Annotated in this window: 12 protein-coding genes; 2 read left to right on the top strand and 10 right to left on the bottom strand. The window is 53.0% G+C overall.

Annotated elements, in window-relative coordinates; all coding sequences use genetic code 11:
• The 3 genes from BV405_RS16395 to BV405_RS16385 all read right to left on the bottom strand — a co-directional run bounded on the left by BV405_RS16395 (nucleotide 1) and on the right by BV405_RS16385 (nucleotide 3629).
• Nucleotides 1-1821, bottom strand: a complete 1821-nt coding sequence (locus tag BV405_RS16395) for a 4Fe-4S binding protein (RefSeq protein ID WP_086481969.1) — start codon at nucleotides 1819-1821, stop codon at nucleotides 1-3.
• A gap of 492 nt (nucleotides 1822-2313) precedes the next feature.
• The gene (locus tag BV405_RS16390; RefSeq protein WP_086481968.1) at nucleotides 2314-3069 is read right to left on the bottom strand and encodes a DUF3306 domain-containing protein; all 756 of its coding nucleotides are present in this window, start codon (nucleotides 3067-3069) and stop codon (nucleotides 2314-2316) included.
• Nucleotides 3066-3629: a DUF3305 domain-containing protein gene (locus tag BV405_RS16385; protein WP_086481967.1), complete on the bottom strand. Its 564-nt coding sequence runs from the start codon at nucleotides 3627-3629 to the stop codon at nucleotides 3066-3068. The genes BV405_RS16390 and BV405_RS16385 overlap by 4 nt, the downstream gene beginning before the upstream one ends.
• Nucleotides 3630-4180: 551 nt before the next feature.
• On the opposite strand from BV405_RS16385, the gene BV405_RS16380 reads away from it, so the two are divergent.
• Complete coding sequence (locus tag BV405_RS16380; protein WP_086481966.1) at nucleotides 4181-4867, top strand: GntR family transcriptional regulator; 687 nt, start codon at nucleotides 4181-4183, stop codon at nucleotides 4865-4867.
• 292 nt (nucleotides 4868-5159) lie between these two features.
• Here the strand turns inward: BV405_RS16380 and BV405_RS16375 are convergent, their stop codons facing one another.
• Together BV405_RS16375 and BV405_RS16370 are read right to left on the bottom strand one after the other, a co-directional pair.
• Nucleotides 5160-6314 carry a response regulator gene (locus BV405_RS16375; protein WP_086481965.1) on the bottom strand — a complete coding sequence of 385 codons (1155 nt, stop codon included), beginning with the start codon at nucleotides 6312-6314 and terminating at the stop codon, nucleotides 5160-5162.
• Between the two features lie 51 nt (nucleotides 6315-6365).
• Complete coding sequence (locus BV405_RS16370) at nucleotides 6366-6956, bottom strand: Hpt domain-containing protein (protein ID WP_086481964.1); 591 nt, start codon at nucleotides 6954-6956, stop codon at nucleotides 6366-6368.
• A 391-nt stretch (nucleotides 6957-7347) separates the two neighbouring features.
• Between BV405_RS16370 and BV405_RS16365 the strand changes: the two genes are divergently transcribed.
• Entirely contained in the window at nucleotides 7348-8874 is a 1527-nt protein-coding gene (locus tag BV405_RS16365) for an aldehyde dehydrogenase (NADP(+)) (RefSeq protein WP_086481963.1), read from the top strand.
• 204 nt (nucleotides 8875-9078) lie between these two features.
• On the opposite strand, the gene BV405_RS16360 is transcribed toward BV405_RS16365, so the two are convergent.
• The 5 genes from BV405_RS16360 to BV405_RS16340 all read right to left on the bottom strand — a co-directional run bounded on the left by BV405_RS16360 (nucleotide 9079) and on the right by BV405_RS16340 (nucleotide 14682).
• Nucleotides 9079-10095, bottom strand: coding sequence for an Ldh family oxidoreductase (locus tag BV405_RS16360; protein ID WP_086481962.1), 1017 nt, complete (start codon nucleotides 10093-10095; stop codon nucleotides 9079-9081).
• Between the two features lie 241 nt (nucleotides 10096-10336).
• Complete coding sequence (locus tag BV405_RS16355; protein ID WP_086481961.1) at nucleotides 10337-11365, bottom strand: trans-3-hydroxy-L-proline dehydratase; 1029 nt, start codon at nucleotides 11363-11365, stop codon at nucleotides 10337-10339.
• A 96-nt stretch (nucleotides 11366-11461) separates the two neighbouring features.
• Nucleotides 11462-12733: an NAD(P)/FAD-dependent oxidoreductase gene (locus BV405_RS16350; protein ID WP_086481960.1), complete on the bottom strand. Its 1272-nt coding sequence runs from the start codon at nucleotides 12731-12733 to the stop codon at nucleotides 11462-11464.
• 42 nt (nucleotides 12734-12775) lie between these two features.
• The gene (locus BV405_RS16345; RefSeq protein WP_086481959.1) at nucleotides 12776-13732 is read right to left on the bottom strand and encodes a 4-hydroxyproline epimerase; all 957 of its coding nucleotides are present in this window, start codon (nucleotides 13730-13732) and stop codon (nucleotides 12776-12778) included.
• Nucleotides 13720-14682 (bottom strand): dihydrodipicolinate synthase family protein, encoded by a 963-nt coding sequence (locus BV405_RS16340; protein ID WP_086481958.1) that lies wholly within the window; start codon nucleotides 14680-14682, stop codon nucleotides 13720-13722. The genes BV405_RS16345 and BV405_RS16340 overlap by 13 nt, the downstream gene beginning before the upstream one ends.
• Nucleotides 14683-14796 lie beyond the last annotated feature (114 nt).

Raw genomic sequence — 14796 nt, 5'->3', positions numbered from 1 at the left:
TTAAAGATTCAGCTGAGCTTGTGGGTCAGCTGCTAAGCCGCGATAGATGTCTTTAACGCGGCAGTCTTCACACAGTTCCAGACGACGCAGAGCTTCACCGGCGAACATGGCGTGATCTTTCAGTTTGTCTTTCATCTTGTTTACTGTGCTGGTAGGGGCGAATGGCTTGCCACAATCCAGACAGCAGAATGCTTCATCCTTGTGCAGCGTGCGCGGGTTGTCACGAACGTCGCTGTTAAAGATAAAGCGCTGTTCACGACTGATCGCAGTTTCAGGGCAGGCGCTTTCACACAGGCCGCACTGAACACAATCCTTCTCTGTGAACAGGATAGCTGGTGTTTCGCCGCCCGTTTGTAATGCAGAGGTCGGGCAGATGTTGGCGCAGGAGAAGCACAGGGTGCAGGCATCCGCATCAATGCTGATCTGGCCAAAAGGTGCACTGGCTGTTAGTGGAATCAGTTCTACTTTCTCGCTACCAGCAGGTGCTTCCTGCTGAAGACGGTTGATATTGCTGATCAGACGCTGACGCTTGCTTGGCGCTTCACCAAGGGTTTGAACCCCTGAGGCAGAAACAGATGCGGTAACAGAAGCGGGAGCGACCTGAATGCCGTCTTGCTCTGGTGTATTAAAGTTGTCTTCAGAAAGCTGTGCGATATCCGCACACAGGCTCAGGCTGTTTTCGCCATAGCCCATGGCGCTGATAATCTGGTTGCCCAGTTTGGTTTCGCGATCCAGCAGCTGAATCAGGCTGGCGGGTGTGCGGTGTGCCCCGTTATCTGACGTCAGGAAAATGATGCGGGATGCACCTTCATTAAAGGCGTGCAGCCAAAGCTCCATACCGACGGTTGCGATCTCTTCCAGTGCCACCGGAATAATGTTGGAAGCCAGCTGCTCAGTTGCAACTTCCTGCTCATCTGCATGGAACAGGATCACCGGCTGAACGCCGCCCTGATCACGATAGTGCGCCAGCAAACGGGTCAGGTAATCTGCCATCATCTCGGCTTTTGGCATGCCATAGCTGATAGCGCCGGTCGGGCAGGCGGTAGAACAACTGCCTGCGCCGTGACAAAGATAGGAATCGACTTCGATCTGATTGTTGATGCTGGAGATTGCATCTGCTGGGCAGACATCCAGACAGCGGGTGCAGCCGGTTTTGCCGCGACCTGCGTGGGCGCAGATATCGTTGTTGATGCGGAAATAAAGCGGTTTCTCGAACTCGCCATCAAAATTCGGCAGTTCTTCCAGCACAGATGCCAGAGTGCTTTCGGAATCAGAACCCACGGCAAAATAACCCGGTGGTGACAGTTCCTGAGCCAGTGCAGGCTCACGCCCCAGATCCAGTACCAGATCAAAGTGGCTGCGGTGAATCAGGGCAGGTGCCAGATCCATCGCTTCAATGCTGTCGGCATTAGCCGTGTCTGTGGCTGTTGGCTTGATCAGGGCCTGAAACTCGCCCAGATAACCTTTCAGCTCGTTCAGGTTGCCATAAGCAACCGGTAGTTTTTCAGTTTGGATCAATGCCTGCTCAAGGGCATCGTTACCGGGATTCTGTACTGCATCGGTAATCAGCAGGCTGATGGATTTAACGCCTGAGTCTGCTTTGATGCTGATAGTGCCGTCTTCTGACTGAGACAGAAGTTCGCAGGCGGCCAAACGGGTCAGGTCATCGGCACCAATAATCAACAGATGGCCGCCAGCCTGATAGCTAACTGACGGGGCAGCAAGATTCTGCGGGCGTGACAAAGCACCAAGTGCGCTGGTGCGTGCCTGGTGGTTGCTTGCTTGTTGTTGGCGCTGCTGTTCAGTGAACTGAGCTGTCATTACTTTTCCTCATCCGCTGTTATCTCTTCCTGCTGTCGTCATCTCTGAAACCCTAATCACGGTTGGTTTCAGAAGCTTGGAAGAGCTGAGCAAAGCGGAGACCATTTCTCGGCAATGTTTTCTTATTGTTGGAATAACCGGCTTATGCCTGCCTGACCATTCAGGTCATCATTTTTCAGCTTTATCGACTCTTGCTGGAGCAAGTGCCAGACCCGGAATTCCGAAAACAAAAAGCGCTTGGTTCTGCTTTGCTCTGTTTCGTTATGTTGTTTTGTATCCTTTTGGGACATTTTGTCCGGACAAATTGGGTTGTTATTCAAATCGCCCCATTTTGTCCCTGTTTTTTCTCAGGGCATCAGGAGTGTGTTTCTCGCCAGAATCTCCCTTAACCCCTGTTATCACCTTGTTTTTTAATGCTTTTCAGACTTTGGTCTAAGGTGTTCTTACCTTGCTTGACGTTAGCGTCAATCTGTCGCGGCTGTTTTTGCCTTATCAGGTCGGATTCTGTTCAGGAGCAGAATCCGCTACTGTCGTCTTACCTGACGCAAGGTCAGTTTTATTTTGATCTGTCTCAGGGTATGGTTCGTCAGTCATACTTTCGTCTGAGGGTCGGCTCGTATCCGATGCGCCACCTTGTGACCCAGTTTCCTGTACCTCGTCCGTTACGCTTTCATTACTGCCGTTCGCGTCATAGGTAACAGAATCTGCGCCTTCAACAGCCGCAGCTGCGGCTTCTGCACCAGCTTCCTGCTGGCCTTCAAGATCCAGAGGGTCTTTGTTTTTGAACCAGTTACGCAGGCCTGCTGCAACATCGCTGGACAGCTCTTTGACGTCGGTATAGTCCAGATCGTAATCATCCATGCCATCACGAACATTGAACTCAGGCTTGAGGAACATCGCTTTCAGTGCCTGTTTGCGCAGCTTTTCACTGACACCTTCGCTGAAGAAGGCGCTGACGTTGGTATTGCCATCGATGCTATTAACATCCTGCATATCCTCGTCAGAGAGCGGGTTTTCACCGTCAGTCACGGCATGATTCGAAGTGTCGATTTCTACCTGATCGACAGCCAGCAGCTGATCATCCGGGCTTTGCAGTTGCTGAAGTTCTTCGGTGGTCTGATTCAGCTCTGCAGTTGGTGCCTGCTGTTCCGCCTCAGCGCCTTCCTGAGCCGCCTGCTGGGCAGCTTCTTCCTCTTGTACCTGTTGTTTCCGCTGGGCCCAGCGGGAAAAGAAACCCTTGTCACTCACGGGTGATCTCCTGCTTCTGCTGAGGTGGTGTTATTGGCAATGCAGCCATTGGGGGTGGACTTGTCTGCTGATTCGGTGCCCTGCTCGTTATCTTTCGGGCGCTTTTCACCGGCGTAGCGTTTCTTTTTCTTCACTTCGATCAGTTCGCCATGCTCGGTAATAAAGGCTTCCATCCAGCACTGCAGAGCTTCCGGCATCGGGTATTCCAGTACCTTCTGCTCGCCATCCAGCCAAGAGGCGGCCAGATCCTGACAGGCGGTGATCTGCATCGGCTGCCATTCATCACCTTCCGAGTCATCACAGAGTACGAACAGGTGAGGCACGACAGAGTTGAGGTTAAAGCGGTAGGCGCTGCGCTCATCCCGGTGCAATTCAAACGGCAGCCAGGTCACGGGATTGCCTTTGGCGCTTTGCTCCTGTGCGCCTGCCGCAGGGGGATTGTCCTGAGGTTCAGGCCAGATCTGATCGATCTGCCATTCCTGCAGTACCCAGCGACCGGAACGCAGTTCCAGTGGTGAAAGTTCAATGCCCAGTAGCTTCATATTCTTTGAATCAGTCATTGGAAAATCCCTTCCTGTAGCAGTGTTTAATCAGTTGTGGGTTGAACCCGGTTTTATTCGGTGTCACAGCTTTATCTCTTATAGCCTTCGTTCAGGTTAGACCGTCTTAAATGATTCTGGGGTTTTCAGCCTCAGGCTCTCATTTTGAAAATGACCTGACCGGCCAGCTCCTGAAGCGAAGCTATTCAAAGGCTAAATATAGATAGAGATCCCCGAAGGTTCTTTAAGGCAAGGAGTGAGCCACAGGTTTTGGGGAAGCTAAGGGAAAAAAGGGAGAAAAGTTCTGAGCGGAGAAGTAGTTAGAGGGATTTCAGATATTTTGACCGGATATGGAATCGCTAAATCAAGGTCTGTAAATAATGAAAGCAGTAAGTGCAGTGCAATATTAGACTGAAGTTTACGCTAATAAATTCACCGATCCGTCCATAAGGTAGGTATAATGGCGGCAAAGTGATTTGTATTTTGGATACTGTATCCCAAAATCTGAATTGTTGTGTGTTTCCCGAAATCTGTGCGAGGGTTCAGGTTTCTGTAAAGAGAGGGGGAGTGACGTGGCTCAAAAGAGGGCTGTTGTTCGCCAAAGTTTACCAGATGTGATCGTTGCTGACTTGCGTAAGCGCATTCTGTCAGGCGATCTGGTGGAAGGAGAGCTGATCCGTCAGGAGCTGCTCGCCGATGAGTATGATGTGTCCCGTATGCCGATCCGTGAGGCGCTGAAACGTCTGGATGCGGAAGGTCTGGTGGTATTCCAGAACAACCGGGGTGCGACGGTAACCAAACATACGCTGGAGGAGATTGCTGAGATCTTTGATGTGCGTATGTTGCTCGAAGTGGATCTGTTCCGCCGCGCTATTCCGAATATGACCGGGCAGGACTTTTCCGAGTGTGAAGAGATTCTGGAAGCGATGAAAAAATCCTACGCTTCCGGTCAGGTTGCCGAGTGGGGACCTCTAAACGAGGAGTATCACAATAGACTGTATGAGGCATCCGGCCGTGAACTGACTAAAGCATTGCTGGAGCGTGCCAGTGTGCAGTCCAACCGCTATGTGGGCATGCACATTGATGAGCTGAATAAGTCAGCCAATGCAGAGAAAGACCACCAGTCTTTGCTGGATCTGGCCCGTAGCGGTGACGTAGAGGCGGCTTGTGAGATGCTGCGTTCTCATATCGAAAACACCAAGCTGCAGATGCTGGAGCTGATTGCTGCTAAAAGAGCTGCGGAAGAAGAAGCGGGCTGATGCCTTCTGAATAGCTTATGGGTTATTCCTCTTCTTATCTCTGCTCCAGGCAGGCTTCGGATTGCAGATAAAAAGACCGCCCGGATCTTCTCTTTAGAGAGGATGCCGGGCGGTTCAATATCACAGGTACGTTTTCTAGCGAGTAGGTTTTTTTGGGTCGAGCCTACGTGTACAAGTGATGAACTCGTCTGCGACTGATATGACGCGATTGAGCCTGTGGGGTCGTTAAAACCGGATTCTAAAGCTGATACTTAATTAGTGGCTCTTTTAGAATCATTCGCTTGATCTATTATCAGCTCATTGCGATCAGGCGATCCAGTACCGGACGCAAAGTTTCGTCTTTATTTGTGCCGGATTCATAACACTGTTGCATATTGGTCATGGATTGATGGATCAGACTCAGCAGTTGTTTCTCCTGAGACTCCATTAAGCCCCAATCATCAAAGGCGGTATGGATATCACTTAACAGGGTATCGAACAGATCCTGACTCTGTTTCTCGATGCGCTCCTGCTCCTGATTCACTTCCAGAATGGAATTCTGCATATCCGACATCAGCCCAGCCAGCTGGGTGCGGTTTTCGATCATCTGCAGGAAGTGTCCTGCTTCCTGAATCAGAGTTTCCAGGTGAGTACGGAAACGCCCTGCGCTTTCTTTTTCCTCCGGCATCTCTCGAATCAGCACCGCGACCTGATCACAGGCGATCATCAGACGGCGGTCATCTTCCAGTACCCGTTTGGAACCGATAATCTGAGCCAGAAGATCTGTCTCCAGCGGTGTCACACGCTCAGTTGCCCGGATGATTTCTCCCTTGGAGAAATTGAGATAACTGCAGGCGGCAAGACCCAGGCTTTCAATCGCTTTAAGCAGGTATTCCCCCAGCTCTGAGGCGGAACCGGTTCTTGACCCTGCTTTCATAAACTCTACCAGCACCGATTGCTCTTCTGCCGTTGTCAGCTGATTAAGCGGCGCTGTGCCGGTGTGGCGTGCAGTGCGCAGGTACTGCTCACGCTGGCGTTTATGTTCAACCGCCACCCGCACCTTCTGTTGTAACTCGTCTGGAATAACCGGCTTGCCCACGTAGTCAGAACCACCGGCGTCATAACCTTTGATCTTCTCTTCCACGCTGTTGTGGGCCGAAACAAAGATCACCTCGATATGCTGGGTGCTTTCCAGCTGTTTGAGCTGACGGCAACATTCGTAGCCATCCAGCTCCGGCATAGACACATCCATCAGAATCACATCCGGCTGACGTTCCTGAGCCAGTTCCAGCGCCATCAGTCCATTGTTGGCAACAATAATGGCAAAGTTATCCGCCAAACCACTGACCAGAAAGCTGATATCGATCGGTGAGTCATCAACGATCAGCACGGTTGCCTGAGCTGTTGAGACGGGCGAGGCATGCTTAAAAGACTCGTTTGCGGATATTTCCGGGGGTTGAGCATTCATAGGTCGGTGTCCTGAATGTACGGCGGGGAAAGTGTTGGTATCAAAAGCGGATCAGACCATCTGATGCAGGGCTTTTCGGGCGCTGATGATATTAAACTGCTTCATCAGCCCCAGCAGCTGGTGCACTTCCTGATGCTCATCTTCGGGGCACTGGGGTGCCAGCTGTTCGACAAGACGTAAAGCCTTGCCGTAGTCGGTATCAAACCAGGCTTTGGCTTCCAGAAGCTGTTCCTGAATCGCAGCCTGTGAAAGGGTATCGGCGGATTCGGCAGAGGTTTCCTGCTGAAGCCGTTGTGCCTGATTTTCCAGTTCTGCGAAGGTTTCCGGCACCAGATCATTTAACTGACTCAGGTTGATCGTCTGAATCGACTGGTTCGGCTGTTGTGAGGCTTTTAAGGTCGCTTCCAGATCTGAGGCGCAACCTGCCAGCTTTTTAGCACCAATATTCAGGGCAACCCCTTTCAGACGGTGGGCGGCATTGACCGCACAACTCCAGCTTTCATTTTCCAGATGGCTACGGATCTCATCACTGACACCCTGATATCGACTGATAAATTCCTGAAAAAGACTGGCACAAAGAATCTTGTCGCCGCCCAGACGTTCCAGTACGTCGTTAAGGTCGAGCAGAGGGGCGTTCGTCATCCTTCACTTCCTTCGGATTGCACCGTTTGTGGCTGATGCAAATTAAGATACATAAAAACAGTATCTTTAAAAAGGTTAAAAATGTTTTTTGAATGCTTTTTATGATCCACGCCAAGATTCCAACTCAGACCCATTCCTTAGTAGGCTTTTTTCAGGGCTCTGGTTTTCTCTTTCTATTTTGTAATGTATATTGGATACAATATCCTTTTTTAGTTGAGGCAGTCAGGATCATTCAGCTGTTTTGCCTAGTACTTCTCTAATCAGTACCTCCTGCTTTCTCAGTACTGCAAATGGTGGGCAGGTTGGTTTCAGTGCTAAACAGCTGTCGATGCCTAAAACCTGACGCTTAAAAAATCCTTAAAACAAAAGTCCAGAACAGGAGCGATCAACCATGTCTTTTCAGCCCCACGGTAAACACTTAATCGCCGGACAATGGGTTGCCGGTGAAGAGGCTTTTCTCTCTTCCCCTGCCAGCGGTCAGGCATTTTCCTTTGCCAAAGGTACGCCCGATCACGTTAATGCTGCCGTTGAAGCGGCAGAAGCTGCTTTTAACGAGTTCGGTTACTCGAGTCGTGAAACCCGCGCTGCTTTTCTGAATGCCATCGCCGATGAGATTGATGCCCGTGGCGATGCCATTACCGAGATCGGTTGTTCCGAAACTGGCCTTCCGGAAGCACGTCTGATGGGGGAGCGCGGTCGTACCGTTGGTCAGCTGCGTCTTTTTGCCCAGCACATTCTGCAAGGGGATTATCTGGATAAGCGTCACGATGAAGCTATGCCTGATCGTCAGCCTCTGCCCCGTGCGGATCTGAAAATGATCCAGCGACCTATCGGACCGGTTGCAGTATTTGGTGCTTCTAACTTCCCGCTGGCGTTCTCTACCGCAGGTGGTGATACCGCTGCAGCTCTGGCGGCAGGCTGCCCGGTTGTAGTTAAAGGTCATAGTGCGCACCCCGGCACTGGTGAAATCGTGGCAGAAGCGGTGGCTGCAGCCGTTGAGAAATGCGGTATTCATCCCGGTGTTTTCAGCCTGATTCAGGGTGGTGATCGCGCTGTGGGTTCTGCGTTGGTGCAGCACCCGCTGATTAAAGCCGTAGGCTTTACCGGCTCTCTGGCGGGTGGTCGTGCATTGTTTGATCAGTGTGCTGCCCGTCCTGAGCCGATCCCTTTCTTTGGTGAGCTGGGTTCGGTAAACCCTATGTTCCTCCTGCCTGCGGCGGTTGCCAATCGTGGTGATGCGCTGGCAAAAGGCTGGGTTCAGTCGCTGACCATGGGAGCGGGTCAGTTCTGTACCAATCCGGGTATTGCGGTACTGAAAAAAGGGGCAGAAGCGGATCTGTTTCTGGAAACAGCCCGTTCAGCACTGGCAGACGTGCCTTCACAAACCATGCTCACCGATGGCATCGCAGAAGCTTATCGTTCAGGTCAGAAGCGTATCTCAGCCACCTCAGGTGTGCGCGAAGTGCTGACCACCAGCTGTGATCTGCGTGATGCCACCCCTTATCTGTTCTCAACCACCGGCAGCAATTGGCTGGAGAATGAGATTCTGGCGGAAGAGGTATTTGGCCCGCTGGGTGTGGTGGTCACCGTAGATTCTGAAGAAGAGATGCTGGCGATTGCCAACAGCCTGCAGGGGCAGCTGACCTGTACTCTACATCTGGATGCGGACAGTGAAGGCGATACCCAACTGGGTCGTCAGCTGATGCCGGTTCTGGAGCGCAAGGCGGGTCGTGTTCTGGCGAATGGCTTCCCAACGGGGGTTGAAGTGTGTGACAGCATGGTGCACGGTGGCCCTTATCCGGCCTCGACAAACTTCGGTGCCACCTCGGTTGGCACGCTATCGATCCGCCGTTTCCTGCGTCCGGTGTGCTATCAGGATATTCCTGCGGCCTTGTTACCGGCTGATCTTCAGCTATAAGTCATATAGTGGAAGACTAAGGAAATAGTTTTGTCGGACGGGGTTGTGTGACCCCGAGAGAAGGAAAGCCGACAAAAACGCCCCTTGCGAATCACTTCGCAAGGGGCGTTTCTGTTTAGGGGTAAAGGTTTTATAGGTACGAAATCGACAGTGTAGGGAATCGAGGACGCGTGAATAGAAGCAGAAGGGGCCCAGCTAAGGAGATCAGCCCTTCAGTTTGAGAATATCCTGATACAGCTGTGCCGGAATCTCCAACGCGTTGCGTTCCAGATTACGCTCCCGAGCCTGATAACGACGTTGTGACGGCAAGCGTGCGCCCTGATCAATAATATCTGCAAACAGGCGCTCTGCGCGTTCATCATTCTGTGCCACTTTACCGCCGCTCAGCATCTCAGGATTCATCGCCAGAATAATCTCGCCGTGGTATGGGGCACCTGTATTACCGTCAGCAGCCGCCATACTTTCGAGACTGGTCAGATCATCAATTAACGGCCCGGCCATCAGCTCAATCATGATGGACAGGGCAGAGCCTTTGTAACCGCCAAAAGTCAGCATAGCGCCTTCCATCGCGGCCTCTGGATCTGTGGTTGGCTTTCCGTTTTTATCAATGGCAACACCTTCTGGCAGGGGCTTGCCGGCACGGCGGTAAAGTTCGATCTCGCCACGGGCAAACTGGCTGGTAGCAAAGTCAAAGGTGAAGGGATCTTTTTCCAGACGAGGCCAGCTGAAGGCCAGAGGGTTAGTCCCCAGCGTGCCCCGTGTGCCACCGGCCGGTGCGACCCAGGCATGGCTTGGCACCATGGCGATCCCGGCTAAGCCCTGAGCCGACAGCATCTCAACCTCTGGCCAGAGGGCAGAGAAGTGGAAGCAGTTGTTGATGGCAAGGGCGGCAATGCCATTGGTTTTGGCTTTCTCCACCAGCAGGGGCATCGCCTCGTTCAGCGCCAGAAGGGAGATCCCTTTGTTGGCATCGGCTTTAACCACCGCAGGGCCGGGTTCGGTAATGGTGGGGAGGGCATGACCATCGACCTGACCGCCGCGCATGGTTTCAGCGCACATAAAGAGTCGGAACAGGCCGTGAGAGTGGCAATCATCCAGCTGGCAAGCGTAGATTACATCGGTAATGGCTGAGGCATGTGCCTCGCTGTAGCCGTTCTGTGTCAGCACCGACAGGCTCAGTGTTTTTACGTCTTCAAGTGACAAGGTGATGTTGTTCGACATAGGACGCTCTACTTAGTGATTTTGTTGATGTTTGTTTGTCGTTATTTATTTGTCGCAGTTCTTTCAATGCCCGGTTGCTCAGAATGAAAAGGGCATAAACAAAAAAGCTAAAGAACCCAACAGGTAGTGGGATTCTTTAGCAAAACTACACAGGTAAGGAAGGGACGCGCACAGCAGTTCCTGATGTGTAGTGGGTCTTAACACAGTCATGAGCCTTAACAGGGTCGTGAGTCTTTATGGATCAGGCTCCCCAGGTATCGCTTAACCGGTAACCTTCCTGCCAGGGATCATCCGGGTCCAGCATATGCTGATGGATACCGGTAATCCAACCCCGACCACTAATTTGGGGGGTAATGGCGGGGTGGCCGCTTTCAAGTTTTGTATGCTTCAGAATCTTGCCGGTGAAGGTTGAGCCGATAATGGATTCCGCCTCAAATTCATCGCCTTCCTGCATCATGCCTTTTGCCGCCATCAGCGCCATACGGGCGGATACCGCGGTACCTGTCGGGGATCTGTCGATCTTACCTGGTTGGATCGCTACCGCAGAACGGCCCTTAAAGCCGGTTTCGGTTTTGGTCAGTGGGCCGCAGAACGCGCAGAAGGAGATATGATCCCAATCCGGATTATCCGGGTGGCTGAAGCCCAGTTGTTCGTTGGCTGCGTTGGTGATTTTTACCCCCAGCTGCGCCAGCTTTTTGGCGTTTGCTTCGTTGATGTCGAGATCCAGCTGTTCGGTATCCACCACCACAAAGCTGTCACCACCGTAGGCGGTATCCACGGTCAGAGTTCCGATACCGTCAACTTCAAGGCTGACACCTATCTTGTCGGCGAAGCTGGCGACATTCTGTACAAAGATACGTTCCGCTTTGCCGTTGCGGCATGCGGCGCGGACTTTAACCAGTCCGCCGGGAGCTTCCAGCGTCAGATCGGTAAAGGGTTCCTGCATCGGAATCAGGCCACCATCCAGCAGAACCGTCGACACGCAGATCGAATTTGAGCCGGACATCGGCGGGGTGTCTTCCGGTTCCATAATAATAAAGGCGGCGTCGGCCTCCGGATGCTTGGGTGGCACCAGAAGATTGACGTGGCGGAAGACACCGCCACGGGGTTCGTTCAGGACAAAATTACGCAGGGTTTCGTCCTTGGCGATAAACGCGCGTTGCTCCCATAGGGTATCCCCCGGTGGTGGCAGTACGCCACCGACAATCACATCACCCACTTCGCCTTCGGCGTGGGCGGAGATCACATGCAGTGTTTTACAACTTCGCATCGCTTAGCTCCTGTTGCTGGTAAAACGCCAGCGTTCAGGCGACGGTTTGGCGCGAATGGTTGAATCCAACGCTAACCGCCGCTTCTTATTGTTGTTTTAGAAACGATTTGCCGAGAAAGGGGCAACCGGAATCGGTGGCTCTTCACCGCTCACCAGAGCAGCTACCAGCTCGGCTGTACCCGCGGATTGAGTCAGTCCCAAATGGCCGTGGCCAAAGGCGTAGATCACGCGATCTGTTTTAGCGGAGTAGCTCACCACCGGAAGACTGTCCGGCATGGAGGGACGAAAGCCCATCCACTGTTTTCCATCCTCTTTGTTGAATCCACGGAGGAAGCGGGCCGCTTTATCCAGCAGTACCTGGGAGCGTTTATAGTTGGGTTTCAGGTGCAGACCGCCCAGCTCAACAGCGCCGCCGACACGGATCTGGTCACCGATCTTACTGACCACAAAGCCGTGGTTGCTGAAGGTGACATGGGTGTTCAGCTCAAAATCACCTTTCGGCAGGGTTGTGTTGTAGCCGCGTTCTGTTTCCAGCGGGATTTTCTCCCCAAGGCTTGCGGCAAGGGTTTTCGACCAGGCACCGGCAGCCACCACAACACGCTTGGCGCTGTAGCTTTTGCTTTGCTGAGCGCCCTCGTCAGACAGCTGCAGCAGCACGCCATCCCCCTGAGGGATCAGACGGCTGACGCTGGCATTTTCATAGCGGCCACCTTTTTTGGTAAACGCCTGATAAAGGTGCAGTGTCCAGGCTTCCGGATCTGTGGTGTTGATCCATTCCGGCGTGAAGCCGCCGTGGGTGAAGCGGGGATCGATACCGGGCTGTATCCTGGCGATCGCTTCCGGTGATTCCAGCAGTTCACACACTACGCCATGCTCCATGCGGGTTTTCCAACCGGGGAGACTGGCGTTGAATTCCGCTTCGCCTTCGTAGAGTTGCAGCTGACCTTCACGGCGCATCATGGCTTCGCCGTTTACCGCTTTGATCTGACGCTCCAGAGCCGCTTTTGACAACGCCATCAGACTGGCCTGAGCGGTCATCGCCGCCTGATATTTGTCCTGCCAGCTGGCGCGCCAGAATTTAAGCATCCAGGGAATAATCTTCAGGGCGTAGGCCGGTTTAATGGTTAACGGGCCCAGCGGGTCCAGCAGCCATTTCGGGGCTTTACGCATAATGCCGGGGGTTGCCAGCGGCACAATATCGGCAAAGGCGAACGCCCCTGCGTTACCGAAAGAGGTTTCTTTGGCAACACCACTGCGATCCAGTACCAGAACCCTGTGGCCCTCGGACTGGAGTTTCAGTGCGCTGCTGATGCCGATAATGCCGGCACCGATCACAATCACATCGTAAGAGGTTTCGCTTTGATTCATGGAAGCGGTGATCCCTGAAGTTATTCTTATTAAACAGATGCGTTAAATGCCCAGATCGATTCCGTTTCTCAGCGGGTCCTGCTCATTAAAGATCAGGGTGGCATCCCGGGTGACAAAGGCCTGACCGGTAATGGTCGGGCTGATTTTGCCTTCAGGTGCGGGCTGGTAACGGATGCGGTAGCTGCTGCCGATCACGCTTTCCTGCAGAATCTCCTGACCCGGTGGCAGCAGGTCGTCTGCTGCAAGGCAGGCCAGTCGAGCGGAACAGCTGGTGCCGCAAGGGGAGCGGTCATAGGCGTTATCCGGACAGAGGACAAAGTTACGGCTGTGGCCTTCCGGCGTCAGAGCATCACCAAAAAGCACGATATGGTCGATGATGCCGCCATCACCTCCGGCAATGCCGTCTTTCTCCAGCGTTTTGCGGATCGCAACTGCGGTTTGTGTCAGCGCCATCAGGTTATCAGGACGAACTGCAGCAGGGCTGTCATTGACCATAAAGAACCAGTTGCCGCCCCAGGCGATATCGCCCTTAACCTCAACGGATGCTCCATTAGGGCCGATGCCTTCCACCTGAATCGTGCGGTCTTTTTCCAGACGGTAACTGTCCACGTTAGTGACAGAAACGGTGTTTTTATCCGTCAGTTCGATCTCAACCACGCCCACCGGTGTTTCCAGCTTGTGGGTGCCGATACCGATCCGACCCAGATAGGCGAGAGTTGCGGCGACACCTATGGTGCCGTGACCACACATGCCGATCACCGCGGCGGCATCGAAATAGATCACACCGGCAACGCATTCCGGATCAACCGGTTCCACCAGCAAGGCGCCAACCATGGCTTCCTGTCCGTAAGGTTCTTTAACCAGCGAGCGGTAAAGATCCTGATGTTCTGTAGCGAGACGTTTTGCGCGCTCGGCCAGAGGGCCCGATCCAAGATCGGGCCCTCCGGACAGAATGACGCGGGTCGGTTCGCCTTCGGTATGGCTGTCTACGACATGCATTCTGCGATTACTCCACCTTGTTTGCTCCAGTCAGCAAACCATGATTTGAACAGGTTGTACTGGTCTTCACAGTAACGGCGCTGTGCAGCGTTCAGTTCGTCTGTTTCGTTGAAGTGCAGGCGGTATTCCTCTTCACCGTTCAGAACCAGCAGGTATTTAAAGAAGAGTACCAGTTCCGGGCCTTCATCAAAGCTTGCCAGCACGTTAAAGGCGGCTTCCAGTTCCAGTGCACGCTGGCGCGCTTCGGCATCACCGGCAGCAGCTTTCTTAGACAGAGCGCACAGCAGCAGGACTTCTTTCGGCAGAGCGGTACCGATACCGGTAATGGCACCGGTTGCACCGCAGTTCACAAAGCCGTGGAAGACAGCGGTGTCCACACCCACCATCAGGGTTACGTTTTCATCCTGAGAGGTGATGTTCTCGGCGGCATAACGCATTGCTTCGTCACCGCCAAACTCTTTAAAGCCCACCAGATTCGGGTGCTCGGCACGCAGTGCGAAGAAAAGATCCGCGCGGGTGGAGAAGCCGTAAACCGGGCTGTTGTAGATGATGGCAGGGATACTGGGAGAGGCTTCCAGAATCGCTTTAAAGTGCTCTTTCTGAGCGGCAATCACAGGGCCGCGGGACAGTACGCGGGGGATCACCATCAGGCCTGCTGCGCCGACTTTTTCCGCGTGAGCCGCGTGTGCAACAGCAGATTTGGTATTGATGGCACCTGTACCCACAATAACCGGGATACCGGCATTAACCAATCGCTCAACACCTTCCATGCGTTCTTCGTCACTGAGCAGTGGCCAGTCGCCCATAGAGCCGCAGTAAACAACGGCGGACATGCCTGCTTCGATCATCTCGTGGCCTTTCTTAACCAGCGCATCGAAATCCGGGGTACGGTCTGCCTTGCAGGGTGTCATCAGGGCAGGCATGGTTCCGGTGAAAATAGCGTTATTCATTTGTGTTTTACCTTATATGTGGCCTCGTATGTTTCAGATACGGGGTTGTTCTATCCAAATGTCAGACTTACGTTCTTATTTGAAATGTTGGTTGATAAAGTCGTTTAGGTTGTT

The organism is Oceanospirillum sanctuarii (assembly GCF_002150805.1).
In the GTDB taxonomy this organism is placed as follows: domain Bacteria; phylum Pseudomonadota; class Gammaproteobacteria; order Pseudomonadales; family Halomonadaceae; genus Oceanospirillum; species Oceanospirillum sanctuarii.
This window is presented reverse-complemented; position numbering and strand designations above follow the sequence as displayed.